The sequence below is a fragment of the Rhizobium leguminosarum bv. viciae genome, from assembly GCF_012276115.1.
Taxonomy (GTDB): domain Bacteria; phylum Pseudomonadota; class Alphaproteobacteria; order Rhizobiales; family Rhizobiaceae; genus Rhizobium; species Rhizobium leguminosarum_T.
The window spans coordinates 48,045-67,963 of sequence record NZ_WIEU01000008.1; the positions used below are offsets into that span (position 1 = coordinate 48,045).

Sequence of the window (19,919 nt, forward strand, 5' to 3'; positions counted from 1 at the left end):
GTAGATTTCTCCAGAGAGCGTCGTTCTCGCGGGCGGCAGGCGGAGGGACCATCGAAAGCCTATGATCACATCCCTGGCCGAATTCCTCGAGCAGCTTCAGGAAAAAGAAGCTGCCATCCTCGCTGAACAGTCCGTAACCCATGGTCCGACGATCGGCGACATGTACGAGGGCCTAACGCGCGAGCTTCTCGAGCGCGCCATCCCAGAACAGCTGAACGTCCGCCTGGTGGATGGCTTTGTGCTTGGCGTCGATGGAAAACACAGTCATCAAACCGATGCGATGCTGGTAATGGGCGAAAAGGGGCAACGAATACCCAAGACGAGTCAGTGGATCTGGCCGATCGAGGACGTTCTTGCCGTATTCGAGGTTAAGAAGAGCCTCTTCGGAAACCAGCTTGTTGATAGCATCGAAAAGATGCGCGTGGTCTCGCTCCAGCAGAAAGAGCTTATGGCCTCAGAGCGAAAGCAGGTGAAACTCGGCCCGTCCAAGGACGCTTTTGCACGTCTCATGGGGCGTTTCCCGTCCGCCGGAGAGCTTGAAGACTTCCAAGGGGCAGAGGGCGAGATCCTGCGGACTATCGCCCACGAGCAGTTGGCGCCGGTTAGGATTGTTTTCGGCTATGAAGGGTACGCGGACGAGACCGGCCTTCGGAAAGGTTTTTTAGACGCGTTGCGAGATGCGCCTGAAGGCGTGGCGGGACCTGCGGTACTCCCCAATCTCATTATATGCCGCAGGAATGCGATCCTTAAGATGAATGGCCATCCGTTCATCTCGCCGATCGGCGACGATGGCCGTTGGAATTTATTCGGCTCGACGCGCAAAGCGCCTTTCGCGCTCCTGCTCGAATTGATCTGGACGCGCCTCGGGAACGAGTTCAACGCACAGTTTCCTGTTGATGACAGTCTGACGAAAGAAGTCATCGCGCCGCTGCTGGCTGGTGAAGTCGTGACGAAGGGAGCAATTCGGGGCTGGATGTTTCACTACAGCACTTTGAATAAGAGGCAGCTCGCCGACACACCGGCTGATCGGTGGGAGCCGATTGCGGTCACGCTCGAAGAGTACGTAGTCTTCGGTATGGCTATGAACATCGGCGGGCTAGATCTCAACGATCAAAGCCTACTGAACGAGGCGGCGCAATCGGAGCTTGATCTGAAGGCATTCGCGGATCGACTGGTTTCGGCGAGGTTATTCTCATGGGTGGCTCCCGGCGTGGCCCATCCGGTAAGCGAAACCATACACACTTCGGTTACGCCCGACGGTCAATTCTGGCTATCGGACAATCAGAAGCTTCTGGGGCTGTGGACCCAAGAGTACCGACCGAAGCAAAACTAGATAGTTCATGAAAAACAGCGGCTTTAAGTTTGCAGTGATATAGACCGCCGGGCCAATGGTTCGATTCCTTTCAAGGCGACAGTACTTATACGAACCTACGGGGCGGTATTCGGTTCCCACGTTCATTCAGCCCTGTGCCCGTTCATGTGAATAGCTCTGTATCCGACCGGAGCGGCATTCAGAAATGCCATTTCTAGACACATGCAGAAAATAGCGCCTAAACGAGCGCTGCGGTCCGTCATATTTTACCTCCGTCAAAATGAGCCGCAACGGCCAAGGCCACCACTTGCAACGCCGAGCGGCGTTTGGGTGAGCGATATTCGCTTGGCATCGGCCCTCGACAGGAAACGGACCATGGATCAGCAGAAACACGAAGCACGCCAGCCGGTCATCGGACGACGCGACTTTCTGGTCGGAACCGCCGTAGCCGGCGCGGTCGTCCCGCTGGGGTCGCTCGCTTGGGCCGCGTCCTCAGACACTTCTGCCAGTCAGACAGGTTCTATGAACACCTGCAAACTCGGAAAGCTGGAAGTTTCGGAGATCGGCGCGGGTGCGATGAGCATCAGTGGCACCTACGGCCCCGCGGCCAATATTTCCGACGGCATCCGGACGTTGCGTACGGCACACGACAAGGGCGTCACTTTCTTCGATACGGCTGAAGTTTACGGCCCGTTCATCAACGAAGAGCTGGTTGGCGAAGCCCTGGCTCCCATCCGAAACCAGGTGAAGATCGCGACCAAGTTCGGCTTCGCCATTGACGGCACAACCGATCGCGACAGCCGGCCGGACCGCATCAAACGGGTTGCTGAAGCGTCCTTGAAGCGTCTCAGGACCGATCGTATCGACCTCTTCTACCAGCATCGCGTCGACAGAAACGTGCCGATCGAGGACGTCGCTGGCGCGGTCAAAGACCTGATCCAGGAAGGCAAGGTGCTGCATTTCGGGTTGTCCGAACCGAGCCCGCGGACGATCCGGCGCGCTCATGCGGTGCAGGCTGTGACGGCTGTACAGACGGAATATTCGATGATCGAGCGCAGCCCGGAGACGAATGGTGTCCTGGCGACCTGTGAGGAACTCGGGATCGGCTTCGTGCCGTGGGGTCCGCTCGGGATTGGGTATTTGACCGGCAGGATCGACAGCAACACTAAGTTCGACTCAAAAACGGACCTGCGCGCCAATTTCGATCGCTTCAGCCCGGAAAACATGGCGGCCAATATGCCGATCGTTGAATTCCTCAAGCAGTTTGCTGCGAGAAAGGGAGTGATGCCTTCCGCTATCGCGTTGGCATGGCTGCGCGCGCAGAAGCCTTTTATCGTGCCAGTCCCGGGCACCCGCAACATTGACCACCTGAATGAAAATCTTGCGGCGCTCCAGGTCGGATTGACGCCTGCCGATCTCATGGAGATCAACGCAGTCCTTGCCGCCAACCCGGTGCATGGCGGACGCATGAGCCCGATGTTCATGGAGGCGGTCGATGTCGACGCCTGACCTTCTTGCAAGATGGGCGCCCCGTGGCGCCCGTCGACGTTCGGATTGCCGTTGATCAGCCACATCTCCCAGCATCAGGAAAGTATCCCCATGCCTTCGTCGCTATGCCGTTCTGTCTTTTTTGCCTTTTCGGCAGCCGTACTTCTCTTGGCGCCCGGCTTCAGCGCCACGGCCGCTAACCGCGTGACCTTCCCCAAAGATTTCAAGCAGATGGTCATGTATGGAGATTACAGGCGTGGATCAGGTGGCGAGCTGGCCTATGCCCTGAAAGAAACCATCGACATCGCCAAGGCCGGCCAGCCACTACCGCCAGGCACAAGACTTGTCTTGGAAATCTACGACAACGGTGCCCTGACCAGCTATTTCGTTATGGAAAAGGGCGTCGACTGGGGCCTCGAAGTCGAGGAGGAAAAGCGCACCGGTGACTGGCATTTCCAGCAGTTCGGCGTCGACGGCCAAGTCAACCGCACGTCAATCGCAGAGCGTTGCGAGGCCTGCCACCAAGGGCAGGAAAGCAATGATTTCATGTTCACTCGTGGGCGCATGGAAGCGTATCTGCCCTGATGTCACTCCAGGCGCGTTTGCTGATGAACTTGGTAGCGGGCGGCTTGCTGCTTGCCGCCCTGGCCTATGACTGGCTGGGAAACTTCGCCCACGAGCTGATCGGAACAGCCATGTTCGGGCTGTTGGTCGCCCACAATACCTTTAATAGCCGCTGGTATGGCTCGGCTGTCCGCAAGGGTGGTCGGGATCTGCGTGGCTGGCTCAACATCGCCACTATAGCTACGCTAGCGATTGCGATGCTGATCCTGCTGATAACCAGCATCATCATCTCGCGATCTCTGTTCAGCGCTCTTCCGATTGCCAGTTCCTTCGCTGCACGCCAGCTGCACGCCCAGGCAGCGTATTGGGCTCTGGTAATCGTCGCCATCCATGTCGGGATGCGCTGGTCCATGATCATGACTTCGATGCGATCTTGGCTACGCCTTGGCTCACCTAACGCCGGCCGCACCTGGGTACTCCGTATTGTAGCTCTTTCCATCGCTGCTTATGGCGTCCACAGCTGGGTGGTCGTGGGCATCGGCTCGCGCCTGATGGCCGAAATGACTATGAATTTTTGGAATTTCGAGGAAGCAGTATTGCGGTTCTTCCTCCACCAAGGCGCCGCGGCGGGGTTACTCATCTGTGTGGCGCATTACACAACCGCTTGGCTGCAGAGACTGAAGCAACTGCTTTAAGCAATGATCGCCCGGCCGGACCATTTCGTGCCGTCTGCCTTGGCATTGTGAAACCCAGGCGCAAAAAGTCTTCCGGACCTTGGAGGAGGTTTGACCAGTTGAGACTGCGTGTTTTTCAGATGAGCAGTTGGCGGTCGCTACGAGCGACCGCCAAAGGGAGCACGTTCCTTCAATCAGTCGTTCAATTCCATGATGGCCTGCTTGCTGGAGTCGACATAGCGGTGGCGTTGAAGAACGCCAAACGGTCCATAGGGATACTCCGCAGGTGTCGGCGCGCTTACCGCATCAAGCTTCTTCGTCGCGGCTTCATCGAGTATCAGGTCGCCGGCGACGAGATTATCCTTGAGCTGCTCCATTGCGCGCGCACCGATGATGCTCGAAGTGACCGAAGGGCGGTTTGTGACCCAGCTGAGCGCGACCTGGCTCGGCGTCGCGCCGATCTCACCAGCGATTTCTTCTACGGCGTCCATCGTTGCCCAGTTTAGATCCGTGGTGAACATCTTGTCCCCGATCCGCTTGAACATGGCGTTGCCGTTGCCAAGACGGGTGTCTGTGCTTGGCTCGGTCCCGCGCGCATATTTTCCGGTCAGGAACCCGCTTCCGAGCGGAGACCAGGGCAGAAGGCCGATACCATTATGGAGCGCCGCCGGGATGACCTCGTATTCTACCTCGCGCACAACAAGGCTGTACTGCTGCTGCAGAGTGATCGGGACCTGCAGACCCATTGCACGCGCAGTCGACAGGAATAGCTGCAGCTGCCAACCTGTAAAGTTGGACAGGCCGACGTAGTGTATCTTTCCTGCCCGTACCGCTGAATCCAGAAACGTCAATGTTTCCTCAGGCGGGGTGAGCGGATCCCATCCGTGCATCTGGTAGAGGTCGATCGCTTCGACCCCCATCCGGTCAAGCGAGGTGTTCAGCGCTCGGTGGAGGTGAGGACGCGAAGTCCCGGCGTCGTTCACGTCGGGACCGGTGCCAAATCGAGCTTTCGTGGCAATAATCAGCCGATCCGTCTTGTCCTTGCGGCTTGCACGCCACCGACCGATGAGCTCTTCTGACGCCCCGGTCCCGTAGACGTCGGCTGTGTCGATCATATTGCCGCCGGCATCGAGAAATGCGTCAAGAATGGCAAAGGCATCTTTTTCCGGGGTCTCTGTCCCAAAGCCCATTGTGCCCAAGATGAGGTTGGAAACCGACAGGCCAGAATGTCCGAGGGTGCGGTACTTCATTGTCTTCTCCTAGGTCGTCTTCAGTTCGTTGGTTCTCGCCGATGAACTCGGCGCCCAATCCCGAATGTAGGGGAAGCCACTCTCGCGATTATGCGCGGAAATTCGCATGCGCCTATCAAACTCATTTCTGAATGGCACAGCCGCCGGTCAAGCCGTGTCCGACGACTGCGTGCAGTTGCGGCGCCTGAATGGCTGGGCAAGTTCATAAGCGGGCAGAGGTCGATCGATCTTCATTCAGAAGCCCGGTTTCTAACATCATGCAGATTATCGCGAATTATCAGAGGTCGGCTTCATTGCTAAGTGTTGGCTCGATCCAGCCAACAAAGCGAAGAAGAGAAAATGCCGATCATGAAATCCGAACTTTTTGCACCGTTCAGCTTTCCGAATGGGTTGACCCTTCGCAACCATGTCGTGATGGCGCCGATGACCACCTGGTCCGGAAATGACGATGGGACCGTGTCAGATGCGGAAATCAACTACTACCGGCGCAGAGTGCAAGGCGTCGGCCTGGTTCTGACCGGCTGCACACATGTGACAGCCAACGGGGTCGGCTTCACGGGCGAGTTTGCGGCTTGCGACGATAAATTCACACCAAGCCTCCGACAACTGGCTGATGTCGCCAAGAGCGGTGGAGCTCCAGCGCTGTTGCAGATCTTCCACGCCGGCAACAAGGCAGAACCCGATCTCGTGCCGGACCGGGATGTCGTGAGCGCCAGCGCCGTTCCACTGGCGGCGGGACCGTTCAATCCAGGCGGGGTCATACCTCGCCCGTTAAGCCATGACGAAATCCTGGATGTAATCGCCGATTTCGGCGCAGCCGCGCGTCGCGCGATCGAGGCCGGTTTCGACGGCATTGAGCTGCACGGCGCGCATGGGTTCCTGCTCCAGAACTTTTTCTCACCATTCTACAACAGGCGTGATGATGAGTGGGGCCGCTCTCCGGAAAATCGGATGCGCTTTCCACTCGCAGTCGTCACCGAGGTCAAGCGCGTCATTCGTGAATTCGCCGATCGACCCTTCCTTTTGGGATACCGCATTTCGCCTGAGGAACCCGAAGAAGGCGGTCTCCGTATCAACGACGCGTACGCCTTGATCGACAGCCTTATCGATGCCGGTGTGGATTACATTCACGCGTCGCTGGCCAACGTGCTCGAAGCAAAACCTGTTGCTAATACCGACGAACGCACGATCGCGGAGCTGATTGCTGCGCACGTCGCAGGACGTGTGCCGGTGATTGCCGCTGGCCAGATCAGGACCCCTGAGCAGGCAAGCCGTGCTCTCGAACTCGATCTGTCGCTTGTGGCGGTCGGCCAGGGATTGGTCATCAACCCGAACTGGGTCGAGCTGGCGACGAGCGGTCGGGAAAATCTGATTGCAGACACCGTCAGAACCTCGACCGTTCCGAAGATCGAGCTTCCCGCAAAGCTTTGGGGCGTCATTCAGGCCGCAACAGGCTGGTTCAAGGTCGATGATGACCTCGCAGAACGAGCGCAAAAAGCAAGCGCGTAGCTCCTCGCTCCCCTGTCGGGCTGGCAGGCTCGGCCATCGCATTCCAACATTTAGGAAATCCCATGAGTAAAGTATGGATGATTACAGGCGCGGGCCGCGGCATGGGCCTGGATTTCGCCAGGGCAGTGCTGGCCTCGGGCGATAAGCTTGTCGCCACCGGGCGCCACCCGGAGCGTGTGGCCAAGGCCATCGGCGCTTCGGAAAATCTACTGGTGACGACGCTGGACGTGACAAAGCCGGCTGACGCCGTCTCTGCCGTTGACGTAGCTGTCGAACGCTTTGGACGCGTTGATGTCCTGGTCAACAATGCAGCAAGCTTCTATGCAGGCTATTTCGAAGATCTGACGCTTGAGCAAATGGACTTGCAGTTGGCGAGCGCTCTGATCGGCCCGATGAACGTCACGCGGGCCGTGCTTCCGGTCATGCGCAAGCAAGGATCAGGCAGGATCGTGTCGATTTCGTCCACCGCCAGTCTGGTTGGCTTCGAGTTCTGCAGCGCCTATGCTGCCGCAAAGTTTGGGCTGGACGGCTGGATTGAATCGCTGCAGCCGGAGGTCGCACCGTTTGGCATCGAGACGATGATCGTCAATCCGGGTTTTTTCCGCACGGAGCTTCTGACTGACGACTCCACCCAATATGCGTCTTCATCCGTGAGTGACTACAGCGAACGTCGTACACAGAACATCGCATCCTGGAAGTCCGCCAGCGGTCAGCAGCCTGGAGATCCGCGCAAGCTAGCGCAGGCTCTGATCACTCTGGTCAACTTGCCCGAACTTCCACGCCGGTTCATAGCGGGTGCCGACGCGGTCGCTATGGTCGAGCAGAAGCTTGCGCTTGTCCAGCAGCAGATCGATGCCCATCGAGAACTTTCAGGTTCGTTGTCGTTCGAAGCACAAGCCTGAGAATTCCGGCAGCGGGATGCTTTTCGCAACCCGCCGCTTTGTCTGCTTTGATAGCAGTTTCAGCCTGAAAGCTGATCGTGCATATTTCCACGACGTCGGATTGCTCACCGGGCTGGTTGCCCGGTTTTTGTCATTTTCAAAGAGCTCATCTTTAGCGCCAAGATTGAGTGCCGTTGGCCATGCTGAAACCCGACGAGCGGTTAGAACATCACGTGCACTGAACAACAGTCTTGGATGGCGTCTCACGGGCCACTGCGGTCCAGCCTGCCTGAACCGTATCGCGCAGGTCGACACTCGCAACGCCCATGCCGCAAAAGATCAGTACAGCAAGCAGCCACCCTGAGCCGACGGACCGCGCGTCGAAATGGTAGTCTTTTGGATCGTAGGACGTTCGTTCACTTCCTGTAATTGCTTGGATTCGATCCCTTGGCCACATGTGCGTCGGCCTGCGGGACGTTCAATTCTGTGATACGGAAAACGCCTGCGCGACCTCCGCCACGACCGAAAGCGCCAACGCGTTCGCATCGCGGGTCGGCCCGAACAGTCCGATTGGTGCCTTGATCCGGTCTATTTGAGCAGGTCAGTAGCCCATTACGCTAAGCGCCCGAAAACGTCGCTCGTGCGTTCTCTTGCTTCCGAGCGCACCGATGTAAAACGGCTTCCTGCGCAACCCCGCTTCAAGCCAAGGCAATTCCTGATCAAGGTCGTGAAACAGGAGGGCAATCGCCGTCTCTTGGTCGATTATGCTCGCTTCAAAATCACGAGATGTCTGATCGAACGCGAACACCTCGAACTCCGAGGCCATGGCGACCCGGGTGGTTGCCTCCAGTTCGATCCCGCGTCCGCACAGGATAATACGGAGATTTGGTCTGTAGACGCGGATGAACGCGGTATCGCTCCAGGAAGAGATTGCGCCTGTAGGGGCCTTCACGGCTGTAATCGTCTGGGTGCCGGGGGCATAGTGGAGAGCGATCCTCCTGCGACCTTCCAGGGCCGCAAGCACCTGGCGAAGGGGCCTCACGTCTCTCACGACATGGATTGCCAGAGTAATTCCGCCGCCGCAGGGCAGACTGATGTCGAAGAATCGGGAGCCTTCGCCGAGGCTAAGATATCTGTCCGTGCCCTTGCTGATAGCCGCGATCGCTTCGGCGGCGACAGCCGCCTCCGTACAGCCGCCGGAGATGTAGCCACAATAACTGCCATCACCACGGACCGCCATCTGAGCGCCGAGTGCGCGCGCCGTACCTCCACGGATCTCGACAAGTGTCACCAATGCACTCTCCAATCCGCAAGCTGCACCTTCGGCTGCGTAATTGATGATCGCCCCGGCGGCGTCGGTTAGGAAGGCGCAGACCGGCACCGGTGGGGTGTCGAACACAGAAAACGAGTTTAGCATCAAGAACCCTCAAAAGGCGTGCGCGCTGCGCGACATGTATCGCAGCGCCCCGTTGTTCAAACCAGCTTTTCGAGTGTGATCGGAAGGCTGCGAATGCGCTTGCCGGTCGCATGAAAGACGGCATTGCCGATGGCAGGCGCGACACCAACGACGCCGATTTCGCCAACGCCTTTGCCGCCAAGAGCGGTTGCCTGCATGTCCGGAATACCAACAGAGATCACCTGGATGTCAGGAATGTCGGCATTCACCGGGATTGCGTAGTCGGCGAAGTTTGCATTGACGGTCCGTCCGTCGCGCTGGTCGACATAGCCTTCTTCAAGCAGCGTCTGTCCCAGGCCCATGACCATGCCGCTAATCCACTGGCTCTCGGCAAGCTTGGGATTGAAGATCCTGCCGCTGTCGAAGGCTGCAACCATCCGCTTGACACGGATCGTGCCGAAATCCTCATCGACGCGAACCTCCACGAACTGCGCGCACCAGCTATGAGCCGAAACGCTCCCCTCCGTCGCGCCTTTCAGCTGAGCAAAACTGCGGTCGGCGGCATTCTTCATGTCTTCCGTGGCGCCGGGAGCAAAGGTGTTCCCTTCGATTTCCAGTCTGTCCTTGCCAACGGCTTTCAGCAGCTCAGCGATGCTGATGCCGCCAGAAGGCCGCCGGGTCGGGCGTATCGCGCCCTTCTCGAACGTAAGTTCCGCCAGTTTCAAAGATTGCAGCGGCGACTTCGGATCGGACGCGGCAAGCCTCAGCAAAGCAGTGCGGGCATTTTCGGCCGCCTTGACCAGAGCGCCGGTCAGGTTGTTGGCTTGCTGCGAGCCGCCAGCGAGCGCCGAGCGCGGGAGAGCCGTGTCACCAAGACGGACCGTCACGGTCTCCACCGGAACGCCAAGGTAGTCGGCAGCCGTCTGCGCAAGAATGGTATAGGTGCCTGTTCCCATGTCGGTGGCGGCACTCAGAACCTCGACCTGTCCATTGGCATGGAGAACGATCTTGGCTTCGCTGGGGGTTCGGATCATCGGGTAGGAGCCGGCGGCCATTCCATAGCCGACCAGTTCGCGGCCTTCACGCATCGAGCGCGCGGCGGGGTTGCGGTCCCACCAGCCGATGGCCTCTGCACCGGCGGCATAGGCCTCCCGCAACTGTCGCGTGGTCCACGGCATGTTGTTGCTGGGATCGACATCAGCCCAGTTGGCGAGGCGCAGGGTTACCGGATCCATGTTCAGCGCATAGGCCAGTTCGTCGATGGCGCTTTCCAGCGCGTATGCACTCGGGTTCTCTCCAGGTCCGCGTTTCCAACCAGGCTGTACGGTATTGACCGGCACCACGTTCAGACGCGACGCGAAATTCGGCGTCGCATACATGATCTTCGTCACATTGTTGCAGGCCTCGACATGGACTTCGTCGATCGCTGTCTCGTTCCAGCTCTCGTGGACGATTGATGTGATCTTGCCCTCGCTCGTGGCGCCGATCGACAACGTCTGCCGCGTGGCAGGCCGGCCCCCGAGACCGGTAAAGGTCTGTGGCCGCGTCAGCGATACCTTGACCGGGCGGCCGAGCTTGCGTGAGGCAACACAAGCCAGTCCCACGTGAGGATGCGCGCCGATCTTGGAGCCAAAGCCGCCGCCGACATAGGGTGAGATCACCCGCACGTTCTCTATATCGATGCCAAGCCATTCCGCCACGACGCTGCGGGCGCCTCCCACCCACTGGCTGGGCTCCCAGACGGTGATCTTGGCATTGTCCCAGGATGCGATACAGGCGTGCGGCTCCATGGGCACGTTGTATTCGCGAGCGGTGGTATAGGTGACATCGACCTTGACGTCGGCACTTGCCAATCCCGCCGGGGCATCACCCCATGAAGCTCCCATAGGCTCGATGAGCATCGGTTTGGCCTTCGGGTCATCAATGTCGAGAATGGCCTCGCCATCCTCATAGTCCACCTTGAGAAGGCTTGCTGCTTCCGTCGCAGCTTCAAAGGTTTCGGCAACCACGAGCGCGATGTGCATGCCGTTAAAGCGAACCACGTCGTCCTGGATCGGTGTGAACTCTTCCGTTGCACCGCCGCCCTTGCTGTAAACGGTCGGTTTGTTGATCTTCAGGGTGTTTTGGAAGGTATAGACGTCGACGACACCCGGCACAGCTTTGGCCGCAGAGGTATCGATATTAAGGATCCGCCCTGCCGGACGTGTCGATTGGACCGTCACGCCATATGCCATGTTCTCAAGCTGCTGCTCGATGGCATAACGGGCCCGACCTGCAACTTTCGAAGGGCCTTCCGCGCGAGAAACTCGGGAGCCGAGCGATGTCACCTTCGCAGCAGCGGGTTCGGCAGCAAAAGCGTCCCGCGCGATATTGACGCCAGCGCCAGCGCCGGCGACCGCGGCCACGCCGACTCCGAGTTTCATGACGGTACGGCGGCTGAGTTCGAAATCGTTCTTTTGTGTCATGCGATATCTCCTACCGTCATCAGGGCGCGCGCCACGACCTTCGGTGTCAGCTCGATCTTGAACCCGTTGTGTCCGCTTGATCTTGCGCCATCAACGGCGGCCGCAGCAGCGGTCCGGAGTGTTGCCTCATCGATCGGTCTGCCTTTGAGTGCATCTTCAACTGCACGAAGGCGCCAGGGTTTGGTTGCCACACCGCCAACCGCGATACGCACGTCGCGGACGGTTTTTCCATCGGATTCGAATTCAATGCCAACGGCAGCACTTGCGGCGGCGAATTCATAGGATGCGCGATCGCGGACCTTGAGATAGTGCGACTGCTTCAAGGCGGCGACACGTGGGATCTCGACACCGATGATCATCTCGCCGGATGACAGTTGATGTTCAAGGTGAGGCGTTTGTCCTGGAAGCAGATAAAAATCATCGATAGGAATACGGCGTTCGACAGTTCCTCGAACGAGCACGCTGGCATCGAAAGCCACGAGCGAAACGGCAAAATCTCCCGGAGATATGGCGATGCACGCATCGCTGGTGCCGAGCACAGCGTGATTGCGGTTGATACCCTCGAGTGCTGCGCACCCCGAACCGGGGTTGCGCTTATTGCAGTTCGAATAGGCTCCAGGGTCTCGGAAGTAAGTACAGCGGGTTCGCTGCATCAGGTTGCCGCCGATCGACGCCATGTTGCGCAACTGTGCAGACGCCGCCCGCCACAGGCTTTCGGACAGAACCGGGGCTGCCTCGATGATATCGGCGTGGGCTGCGACCTTGCTCATCTTGGCGAGCGCACCGATGCGGATGACATCCGGCGAGATCTCGGTTATATCGAGGCCGGGGAGGCGCGTGATGTCAATCAGATGCGATGGGCGCTCGACATTCAGTTTCATGAGATCGAGGAGCGTGGTGCCGCCTGCAAGAAACCTGGTCTCGGGCTTGGCCGCCTCGGTGATCGCTGTTGCGGTGTTTTCGGCGCGCAGATAATCGAACGTTCTCATAGCGTAGCCTCCTTCTTCAGGCGGCTTGCGGCATCGCGCACTGCGGCCACGATATGTGGGTAGGCGCCGCAGCGACAGAGATTGCCGCTCATATATTCGCGGATATGCTCGTCAGAACCTGCATGACCTTCACGAATGCACGCGACGGCCGACATGATCTGGCCGGGCGTGCAGTATCCGCATTGGAAGGCGTCATGCTCGATGAAGGCGGTCTGGACCGCGTGCATGACGCCATCCGCGGTTTGCAGACCTTCGATTGTCGTGACCGCGCGACCCTCCACCTGGGCTGCAAGGGTGAGACAGCTCAACACCCGCTCGCCATCGACATGGACCGTACAGGCGCCACACTGCCCATGGTCGCAGCCTTTCTTCGTTCCCGGCAGATCCGCATGTTCGCGGAGCAAGTCGAGCAAACTCGTTCTTATGTCGAGCTTGAGCTCACGGCGCGTGCCATTGATCTCAAGTGATAATTGACGGGCTGCTGACATCTCGTTTCCTCTCGAAGGGACGTATCGATGGTGGAACGTAGCTCGGTGGCGAACGAGTGATTAGGCAGCGCTATCCGCATGACGTTAGAAACCGCACTTCTAAATCCGCCACCCAAAGCCTTGATATTCCGCAGCCTGCGTGATGGTTGCGCCTGCAAAACGAATGGGGGAGGCGATTGAGAGATGTAACTCGCCATGATGCAGACATCAGCCAGGAAATCGCTATTATCGCCGTCAAGATAGAAATGGGATTCATGAATGAGACACGGAGACTTCAGCGAACTTGCAGCGTTCATAGCTGTTGCGGAGGCCGGAAGCTTTACGCGGGCCGCCGCAAAGCTGGGTCTCTCTCAGTCTGCTGTTAGTTACTCTGTTCGGATGCTGGAACAGAAGCTTGGCGTGAGGCTGATTTCCCGGACAACTCGGAGCCTATCGCTGACAGACGCCGGCCAGCGCATGTTGCGAAACCTTCGCCCATCGTTTGAGAACATTGAGAGCGAGATCGCCGCCATCTCCGCGTTGCGTGACAAGCCAACCGGCACGATCCGAGTCACGACTTTTCGATATGCTGCCACGAGCGTCCTTTGGCCCGTCGTCACGAAGTTCCTGGCAGAATATCCCGATATCGAAATGGAAATCATTGTCGATGAGGGGCTGACTGACATCGTAGCCGATCGCTTTGATGCCGGTATTCGTGTCGGTGAACAAGTCCAGAAGGACATGATTGCCGTTCGCATAGGACCGGACCTGCGCATGGCGGTTGTCGGGTCACCCTCCTATTTTGCGAAGCGTGGCGTGCCTCAAACGCCCCGAGACCTCGGTAAACACTTAGGGGTCAGCTACCGGCAGACGACAGGTGGAGGCCTTTACGCGTGGGAATTTGAACGCGATGGAGAAGAACTCCAGGTCAGAATGAACGGTCCGTTGATTATGAACGACGGCCTGATGCTTGAGGCAGCTGCTCTGGATGGATTGGCACTGGCCTACACGTTCGAAAGTCAGGTTGCGCAATACGTTGCGGATGGTCGATTGGTCAGGGTGCTGGAGGATTGGTGCCCTCCCTTTTCTGGGTATCACCTGTACTATCCGAGCAGGCGCCAGCACACCGCGGCGTTTGCGTTGTTTGTTGAGGCGCTACGCTACAGAAGCTGAATGCCAAAGACAAAGCCGATGTTCACCGGGACAAGCGACGTTATTGATATGCAGCCAATTTGGTTGCTGGTGTTGGTTCGAATCTCATCAAGGCGCCCAGGCATTTCGATGCTGAAGCCATATGCGGTGCTGGCTGATCGGTGCAAATCAACAGTCAGCATTTCTATCTCTATTCGCAAATCTCCGACGAACTCACAGTAGGGGTCGCATCCGCAAACGAAATCCATGTCGCTGGCTGAGCATTCGCGCGATCCCCGCGTTACCGGGACTGCGCAGATCATGGCAGGCGTGGTCGCGGACTGGTCATTGGCATTGTCGCTCCTTGCTTGGTATCGCCGGTGACGAACTCCAGATACCGACCCTTGTTCTTCTGTTCGGAGCAGACATCAAGCTTGCTGGATTCTCTTCTGGCAGTGAGCCTGCCGACCATGATCGTTAGCTTGCCCACTACAGTCGCGACCAGAGTTTTACCGTTATCAGAAGCAAGTGGATGTTCTTGCTCATCACGGCCGCGGGGCCGATGGGCAGTCATCGGCGGACAGCTCCTGGGGATTGTCCCCAGCGCCGTGCTGCGGCCAGGTCTCGCCTTGATCCTCGTGATCTCCGCGAGCGAGGTGTGGCGGCACGCATGATTACGCGCTTCCTGCCTGCAACTTCTAGCACGACCGGCAATGGTGCGGCCGTAGACTACGGCAAAGCCTCCGGTTTTAAAGGAGCAACAGCCTCTTCACGATCGGCCCGAGCTGCGAATATGGCAAGTATGACGCGCCGACCACTAACATCGGTAGCAGTGCCGGCACCAGAACAAGCAGGACGTTACCCTTGTTGATCAGCATCGTGGACGTCTTCAGTGATGCGAGGTAGACCGGTTTCACGTCGCGGAATTCCGCCACCTCTGGCTCGCTTTCATCACCGACGACATTATCCCCGAGCGTCGCACGTTCGCTCCATCGCTCGAAATCCGTCACCTTCGAGAGCGACAGCAGGATCGTCTTCCTTTTCAGACGGGAGACTTGCATGACGACGCCGACGAGCGGAACAGCATAGTAGATCGCGACCACCACGAGCCACGCTCCGCAGACGGCGGTGAACAGACCGGGTGTCACGGTCTCGCGTTGCATCACATGACCGACGCCGGCCGCGAAGACGGAACTCACCGCAAGCGTGAAGAGGCCATAGCCGGCAGGGTAGTAGCTGACGAAGCCGAGGCCGCCATGGCCGTCGGGATGCGTGACCACGAGACGGAGATGGCACCTTGCGACGCTCGACAGGAACAGGCACCAGATCACATGCTTCCATACGAGACGCGTCAGCAGGAACCAGTAGACGGTGTTGCCGACCGCCAGGCACCAGAAGCCTGTCATAGAAACGCTTCCGTCGCCGACCGCCCATGGGGGCGCGGATCCGCCAAGGAACGTGGACGCATTGAAGATCGTCGCTGCGAGCGCCAAACCTAAGCAGACGAGTTCCGGAAAGCCGGCAGTTGTTCGAGCGCCTGCGTCACGCAGGGCCTTCCGGGTGTCTGGCATGGACTGCGACGACACCAGCGGAATCCTAAAGAGCATTGAAACGCACTCGTCGAGGGCGAAACCGATGGGCTTCTCCGCCAGCGTCAGCAGGACCGGCGCGATCAGGAACTTTGCCCACGCCCCCCAGTCGTGAAGGAAGAGGCCGGCCCCGTGTCCGCCGCGGGTCGCCAGCAGAAGCAGCACGGGGATCGCCCAGCACAAGCCTGCGAAGACGAATGCCCGCCACCCGCGCTTGCGCATGCCAAGCCGGGTCATCAGCTCGTAGAACGGCCCGCCATGCATGATCCGCAGGCGATCGTCGTCGCTGGCCATTCTATCCCTCCGCCGCCACCACATTGGCTTGCTGCGTGCGGATCGCGGCCGCAGCAGCGGCAGCGCGGTCCCTGTCATCGCCGCCAACCTGCACCGACGGCGTCGCGAATTCGATGCCGTTCGCCTGGAAGGCCTCGCGAATTTTCGCGTAGGCCTTGCGCCGGATATAGGTTTGCATTCCGGGCACTGTGGTCATCGCAAAGCTGAGAACGATGCCATAATCGCCGAACTCCTCGACACCCTTCATCTTCAGTGGCTGGATAAACAGCGGCCCCAGTTCCGGATCGGCCTGCAGCTCGGCGCCGATCTTTTTCGCGAGCTTGCGCGCCTTCTCTATGTCGGTATCGTAGCTGACATTGACCCGGAATTTGTCGATGACCCAGTCGCGGCTCATGTTCTCGACGGCGCCGAGCTCGCCGAACGGAACGGTGAACACCGGGCCGCGGTGATGACGAAGCCGCACTGACCTGAGGCTGAATCCCTCGACTGTCCCTTTGTAGCTCTTCGCCTGGATATATTCGCCGACACGGAAGGCGTCGTCGAGCATATAGAAGACCCCGCTGATGACGTCCTTCACCAGCGTCTGCGATCCGAAGCCGAGCGCCACCCCGAAGATGCCCGCACCCGCGATCAGCGGCCCGATCTCGACGCCGAGCTCCGCGAGCACGATCAGCCCGGCGATAACCGCCACCATGACGGCCAGCACGTTCCGGAAGATCGGCAGCAGGGTGTGAAGCCGCCCCCGCCGGGCAGCCTGCGAGGGATCGTTTCCAGCTTCGGCCTGCACCGAGAGGCGCCGGTCGATCCACGACTTCGCCAGATGCCATGCGAGATCGGCGAGCAATAGGACGACGACGCTCTTCAGAAGTCCGTAGGCCACCGAGGCCACGGCAGGATCGCTGTGAACAAGCGAGTTGGGATCGACCCTCCACACGATCGCCACCCATGCGACGGCGACGGCGACAACGACGGCCCGGCTGCCGCGGACAAGCAGGACGCGCTTGGTGCTATTGGGTTCCGAGGGAATCGTGTCGGCTGCCGTCTGACCGGCGAACCGAAGCATCGAGGGCAGCGTCATCGCGTAGACGCCCAGCCAGAACAGACCGCGGAGACCGACGCACCAGAGCGCCCAGATGATCACGAAGGCAAGGCAGAGCGCGATGCGCATGCGAAGGGGCCTCTCGGACGAGGAGACGATGCCCTCGACGGCCAAGATGAGAAGAACGATCGAGAAGCAGAACGAGATCGCCGCCGTCACCGAGGGGTCGACCGACAAAGGCCGGCCGAGGCTTGCCGCTGCGACCCCGACGATCGCGGCACCCGCGAAGATCTTCGTCCGCCTGCGAGCGGAAACTGTCAGCACGGCCGTGTCGAGCAGCGCCGAGATCGTTCGATATGCCAAGAGCGCCAGCAGCGAGACGAGGAGTACGATGCGTGGGAGTGCGGGCCAATCGAAGGCGAAGTAGACGGCGGCCATCGCCACCGCAGAGATGCCAATGGCCAGCAGGCGCTCCTGCAGCCCTTCCGTGCGCCTTCTTGATCGCGCAAAAAGACGTTCGGCGAAAAGTCCGACCGCCGTCAGCCCAAGGAATGCGACGAAGACAGGCAGCCGGCCATGGGACAGCGCATCTTCTCTCGTGCGAGCAGCGGTGGCCATCACCTCGGCGGGAATCCTTGGTATTGCCTGAACGACGCCATCGATCCGGCTCCGGGTGGCCGCCTCCCATGTGGCTAGCCCGGCGTCCGCTTGCTGGGCAGCGACGAGCGTCGGGCCGGGCGCTTTCTCCAGCCATGCCCGAACCTCGGGATCCTGCAGTAGCCGCACGAGGTCGTCGACCTTCTGCGGCCGCGGCGCTTCCTGGGCAGTGGCGACGACGGACATCAACACGAACAGGAGGAATCCGCCGATCCATTTCATGTGCATGTCCTTCTATTTCTCGAATGAGAAGACCTTCTTCCAGTCCGCCTCCATATCGACAACCAGCCAGTTGCGGCGCTCCGCCTCGTCGAGCGCCTTGTCGAGCTTGCCGATTTTGCTGGTTCGATCGTAGGCGACCTCTCGTTCCGCATCCGTGTGATGGACGATCATGGCAAAGCTCGGCCCCTTGGCGGTGACCCATCGCAGCATCTCGTAGTCGCCGTCAGAATTCCCGGCCACGAAGATCGGCTTGCGCCCGATGAACTTGTTAATGCCAGAAGGCTTGCCGGCGCCATCGTCGACGAAGTCGATCTTCGGCAGCCTGTTGAGCACGGGCTCGTCGCCGACAATGGCATATTCCGTCGTAATGGTGCTGCCGACCACCTGTTCCGGCGGGATGCCGTACATCTTCTCGGTCATCGGCCGCATGAACTCGACGCCGCCGCCGGAGACGATATAGGTCTTGAAGCCGTTGGCCCTGAGGTAGTCGAGGAGTTCTCGCATCGGCACGAAGGTCATCTCGTCGTAGGGCTTTGCGGTTTTCGGGTGCTTGGCGCTCGCAAACCAGTCGGTGACGATCTTCGAGAACTGGTCCGTCGTCATCCCGGCATGCGTCGTCATCGCGAGATCCCTGATCCCTTTCTCGCCGCCTTTCATCACGCCCATAGGATCGCCTGCCAGCACCGACTTGAACGGCTCCTTGGCCTGCCATTCAGGGTGCTCCGGTGCGAGCGTCTTCACACGGTCGAGCATAAAAGCAAACTGGAAGTAGATGGGTTGCTCCGACCAGAGGGTGCCGTCATTGTCGAAGACCGCGATCCGGTCTTCGGGCACGACGTATCCTTCGCCGCCCTCGGCTGTCGTTGCCTTGACGAAATCCATGATCCTGGTCTTTGCCGCGGTATCGTTCCAGGACGGCAGGACCCCCTGCGCCACGGCCGTTCCGGCCACTCCACTGACGAGCAGCAGCGCGGCGACGAGAAATGATGCAAGCACGGTATCGGAAGCCTGGAAACGCCTTCTCATTTCGGTTCTCCTTCGGTGCGCCTGACGCAGCGGAAGCCGACATGGCTGGTGGACGTATCCTCGGCCTCGGCGTGGCGGGCGGCAGGACGGTAGCGTCTGCAGTAGTTTGGAGCGCAGAGATGGGAGCCGCCCTTCAGCACCCGCCGCGCTATCCGGATTTCCGGCTGGCGCGGATCTAAGCTTGCCTCGGCGTCGCGTCCACGTGGATTGCTCGGAATGCAGCACGAGTGTTTCGCCGGTTCGGGATGCCGGGTCGACCAGTAGTCGCTGGTCCATTCCCAGACATTGCCGATCATGTCGTAGAGGCCGAAGCCGTTCGGCGGAAACGAACGCACGGGCGAGGTGCGTTCTTGGCCTTTCGGTTTCATCGAGTGGGTAGGGAACGTGCCGCTCCAGGTGTTTGCCATCGGGACGCCGCCCAGCGCGAATTCGTCGCCCCATGCATATTCCGTGTCATCCAGCCCGCCGCGGCCGGCAAGTTCCCATTCGGCCTCCGTCGGCAAATCGAGCCCCGCCCAGTGCGCATAGGCAGCGGCGTCCGCGTAGGCGACGTGCACGACCGGATGATCGAGCTTGCCGCGCAGATCGCTGAGGCCGCCGAGAGGACGGCGCCAGTTCGCACCGAACTTGAATGTCCACCACTGGGAGATATCGGCGCCGTTCACGGCTTTCGGCTGCGTGAACACCAGCGATCCTGCTCTCAGCATCTCGGGCTTCGCACCGGGATAGTCCTTTGGATCGGGAATTTTCTCTGCGACGGTGACATATCCTGTCTTCTCGACGAATTGCTTGAACTGCCTGTTGGTGACCGGCGTCTCCGAAATCCAGAAGCCGTCCACCTTGACCGGGTGGGCCGGGGCCTCCTCTGGATAGTGATCGTTCGATCCCATCGTGAATGTGCGGCCGGGAATCCAGATCAAGCCGTCGCGCCGGGATTCCGTCGTTTCGTCGAATGCCAAAGCCATC

General features: G+C 59.5%; 16 protein-coding genes and 1 pseudogene. 7 read left to right on the plus strand and 10 right to left on the minus strand.

The annotated features are described in order from the left end of the window. The first annotated feature begins 61 nt into the window (after positions 1–61). The 4 genes from GFM02_RS16150 to GFM02_RS16165 all read left to right on the plus strand — a co-directional run bounded on the left by GFM02_RS16150 (position 62) and on the right by GFM02_RS16165 (position 4,059). Complete coding sequence (locus GFM02_RS16150; protein ID WP_168322150.1) at positions 62–1,333, plus strand: DUF6602 domain-containing protein; 1,272 nt, start codon at positions 62–64, stop codon at positions 1,331–1,333. Between the two features lie 354 nt (positions 1,334–1,687). After that, positions 1,688–2,821 carry an aldo/keto reductase gene (locus GFM02_RS16155; protein WP_168322151.1) on the plus strand — a complete coding sequence of 378 codons (1,134 nt, stop codon included), beginning with the start codon at positions 1,688–1,690 and terminating at the stop codon, positions 2,819–2,821. Positions 2,822–2,911: 90 nt separating this feature from the next. Further along, a complete protein-coding gene (locus tag GFM02_RS16160; protein WP_168322152.1) occupies positions 2,912–3,385 on the plus strand; it encodes a cytochrome P460 family protein in 474 nt (157 codons plus the stop codon). Positions 3,386–3,408: 23 nt separating this feature from the next. Then, the gene (locus GFM02_RS16165) at positions 3,409–4,059 is read left to right on the plus strand and encodes a DUF4405 domain-containing protein (RefSeq protein ID WP_246792260.1); all 651 of its coding nucleotides are present in this window, start codon (positions 3,409–3,411) and stop codon (positions 4,057–4,059) included. Positions 4,060–4,232: 173 nt separating this feature from the next. Here the strand turns inward: GFM02_RS16165 and GFM02_RS16170 are convergent, their stop codons facing one another. After that, positions 4,233–5,288, minus strand: a complete 1,056-nt coding sequence (locus tag GFM02_RS16170; protein ID WP_168322154.1) for an aldo/keto reductase — start codon at positions 5,286–5,288, stop codon at positions 4,233–4,235. A 348-nt stretch (positions 5,289–5,636) separates the two neighbouring features. On the opposite strand from GFM02_RS16170, the gene GFM02_RS16175 reads away from it, so the two are divergent. Together GFM02_RS16175 and GFM02_RS16180 are read left to right on the plus strand one after the other, a co-directional pair. Next, entirely contained in the window at positions 5,637–6,797 is a 1,161-nt protein-coding gene (locus GFM02_RS16175; protein ID WP_205930347.1) for an NADH-dependent flavin oxidoreductase, read from the plus strand. A 62-nt stretch (positions 6,798–6,859) separates the two neighbouring features. Further along, entirely contained in the window at positions 6,860–7,699 is an 840-nt protein-coding gene (locus tag GFM02_RS16180) for an SDR family oxidoreductase (protein ID WP_205930336.1), read from the plus strand. A gap of 457 nt (positions 7,700–8,156) precedes the next feature. Here GFM02_RS16180 and GFM02_RS16185 read toward each other — a convergent pair. From GFM02_RS16185 to GFM02_RS16200, 4 genes and pseudogenes are all read right to left on the minus strand, one after another. After that, a pseudogene (locus GFM02_RS16185) lies at positions 8,157–9,095 on the minus strand (XdhC family protein). A 56-nt stretch (positions 9,096–9,151) separates the two neighbouring features. After that, positions 9,152–11,539, minus strand: coding sequence for a xanthine dehydrogenase family protein molybdopterin-binding subunit (locus GFM02_RS16190; protein WP_168322156.1), 2,388 nt, complete (start codon positions 11,537–11,539; stop codon positions 9,152–9,154). Next, positions 11,536–12,528, minus strand: coding sequence for an FAD binding domain-containing protein (locus GFM02_RS16195; RefSeq protein ID WP_168322157.1), 993 nt, complete (start codon positions 12,526–12,528; stop codon positions 11,536–11,538). The genes GFM02_RS16190 and GFM02_RS16195 overlap by 4 nt, the downstream gene beginning before the upstream one ends. Beyond that, a complete protein-coding gene (locus GFM02_RS16200; protein WP_168322158.1) occupies positions 12,525–13,016 on the minus strand; it encodes a (2Fe-2S)-binding protein in 492 nt (163 codons plus the stop codon). The genes GFM02_RS16195 and GFM02_RS16200 overlap by 4 nt, the downstream gene beginning before the upstream one ends. A 258-nt stretch (positions 13,017–13,274) precedes the next feature. Here GFM02_RS16200 and GFM02_RS16205 point away from each other — a divergent pair, with 258 nt between their 5' ends. Next, a complete protein-coding gene (locus GFM02_RS16205) occupies positions 13,275–14,168 on the plus strand; it encodes a LysR family transcriptional regulator (RefSeq protein ID WP_168322159.1) in 894 nt (297 codons plus the stop codon). Between the two features lie 277 nt (positions 14,169–14,445). Here GFM02_RS16205 and GFM02_RS35710 read toward each other — a convergent pair whose 3' ends face one another. From GFM02_RS35710 to GFM02_RS16230, 5 genes are all read right to left on the minus strand, one after another. After that, positions 14,446–14,700, minus strand: coding sequence for a hypothetical protein (locus GFM02_RS35710; protein WP_168322160.1), 255 nt, complete (start codon positions 14,698–14,700; stop codon positions 14,446–14,448). 175 nt (positions 14,701–14,875) lie between these two features. Further along, positions 14,876–16,009 (minus strand): hypothetical protein, encoded by a 1,134-nt coding sequence (locus tag GFM02_RS16215; RefSeq protein WP_168322161.1) that lies wholly within the window; start codon positions 16,007–16,009, stop codon positions 14,876–14,878. A 1-nt stretch (position 16,010) separates the two neighbouring features. Next, positions 16,011–17,927 carry a mechanosensitive ion channel family protein gene (locus tag GFM02_RS16220; RefSeq protein WP_168322162.1) on the minus strand — a complete coding sequence of 639 codons (1,917 nt, stop codon included), beginning with the start codon at positions 17,925–17,927 and terminating at the stop codon, positions 16,011–16,013. Between the two features lie 12 nt (positions 17,928–17,939). Then, a complete protein-coding gene (locus GFM02_RS16225; RefSeq protein ID WP_205930337.1) occupies positions 17,940–18,953 on the minus strand; it encodes an HAD family hydrolase in 1,014 nt (337 codons plus the stop codon). Next, on the minus strand, positions 18,950–19,918 hold the full coding sequence (locus tag GFM02_RS16230; RefSeq protein ID WP_168322163.1) for a formylglycine-generating enzyme family protein: 969 nt from the start codon (positions 19,916–19,918) through the stop codon (positions 18,950–18,952). The genes GFM02_RS16225 and GFM02_RS16230 overlap by 4 nt, the downstream gene beginning before the upstream one ends. Position 19,919 lies beyond the last annotated feature (1 nt).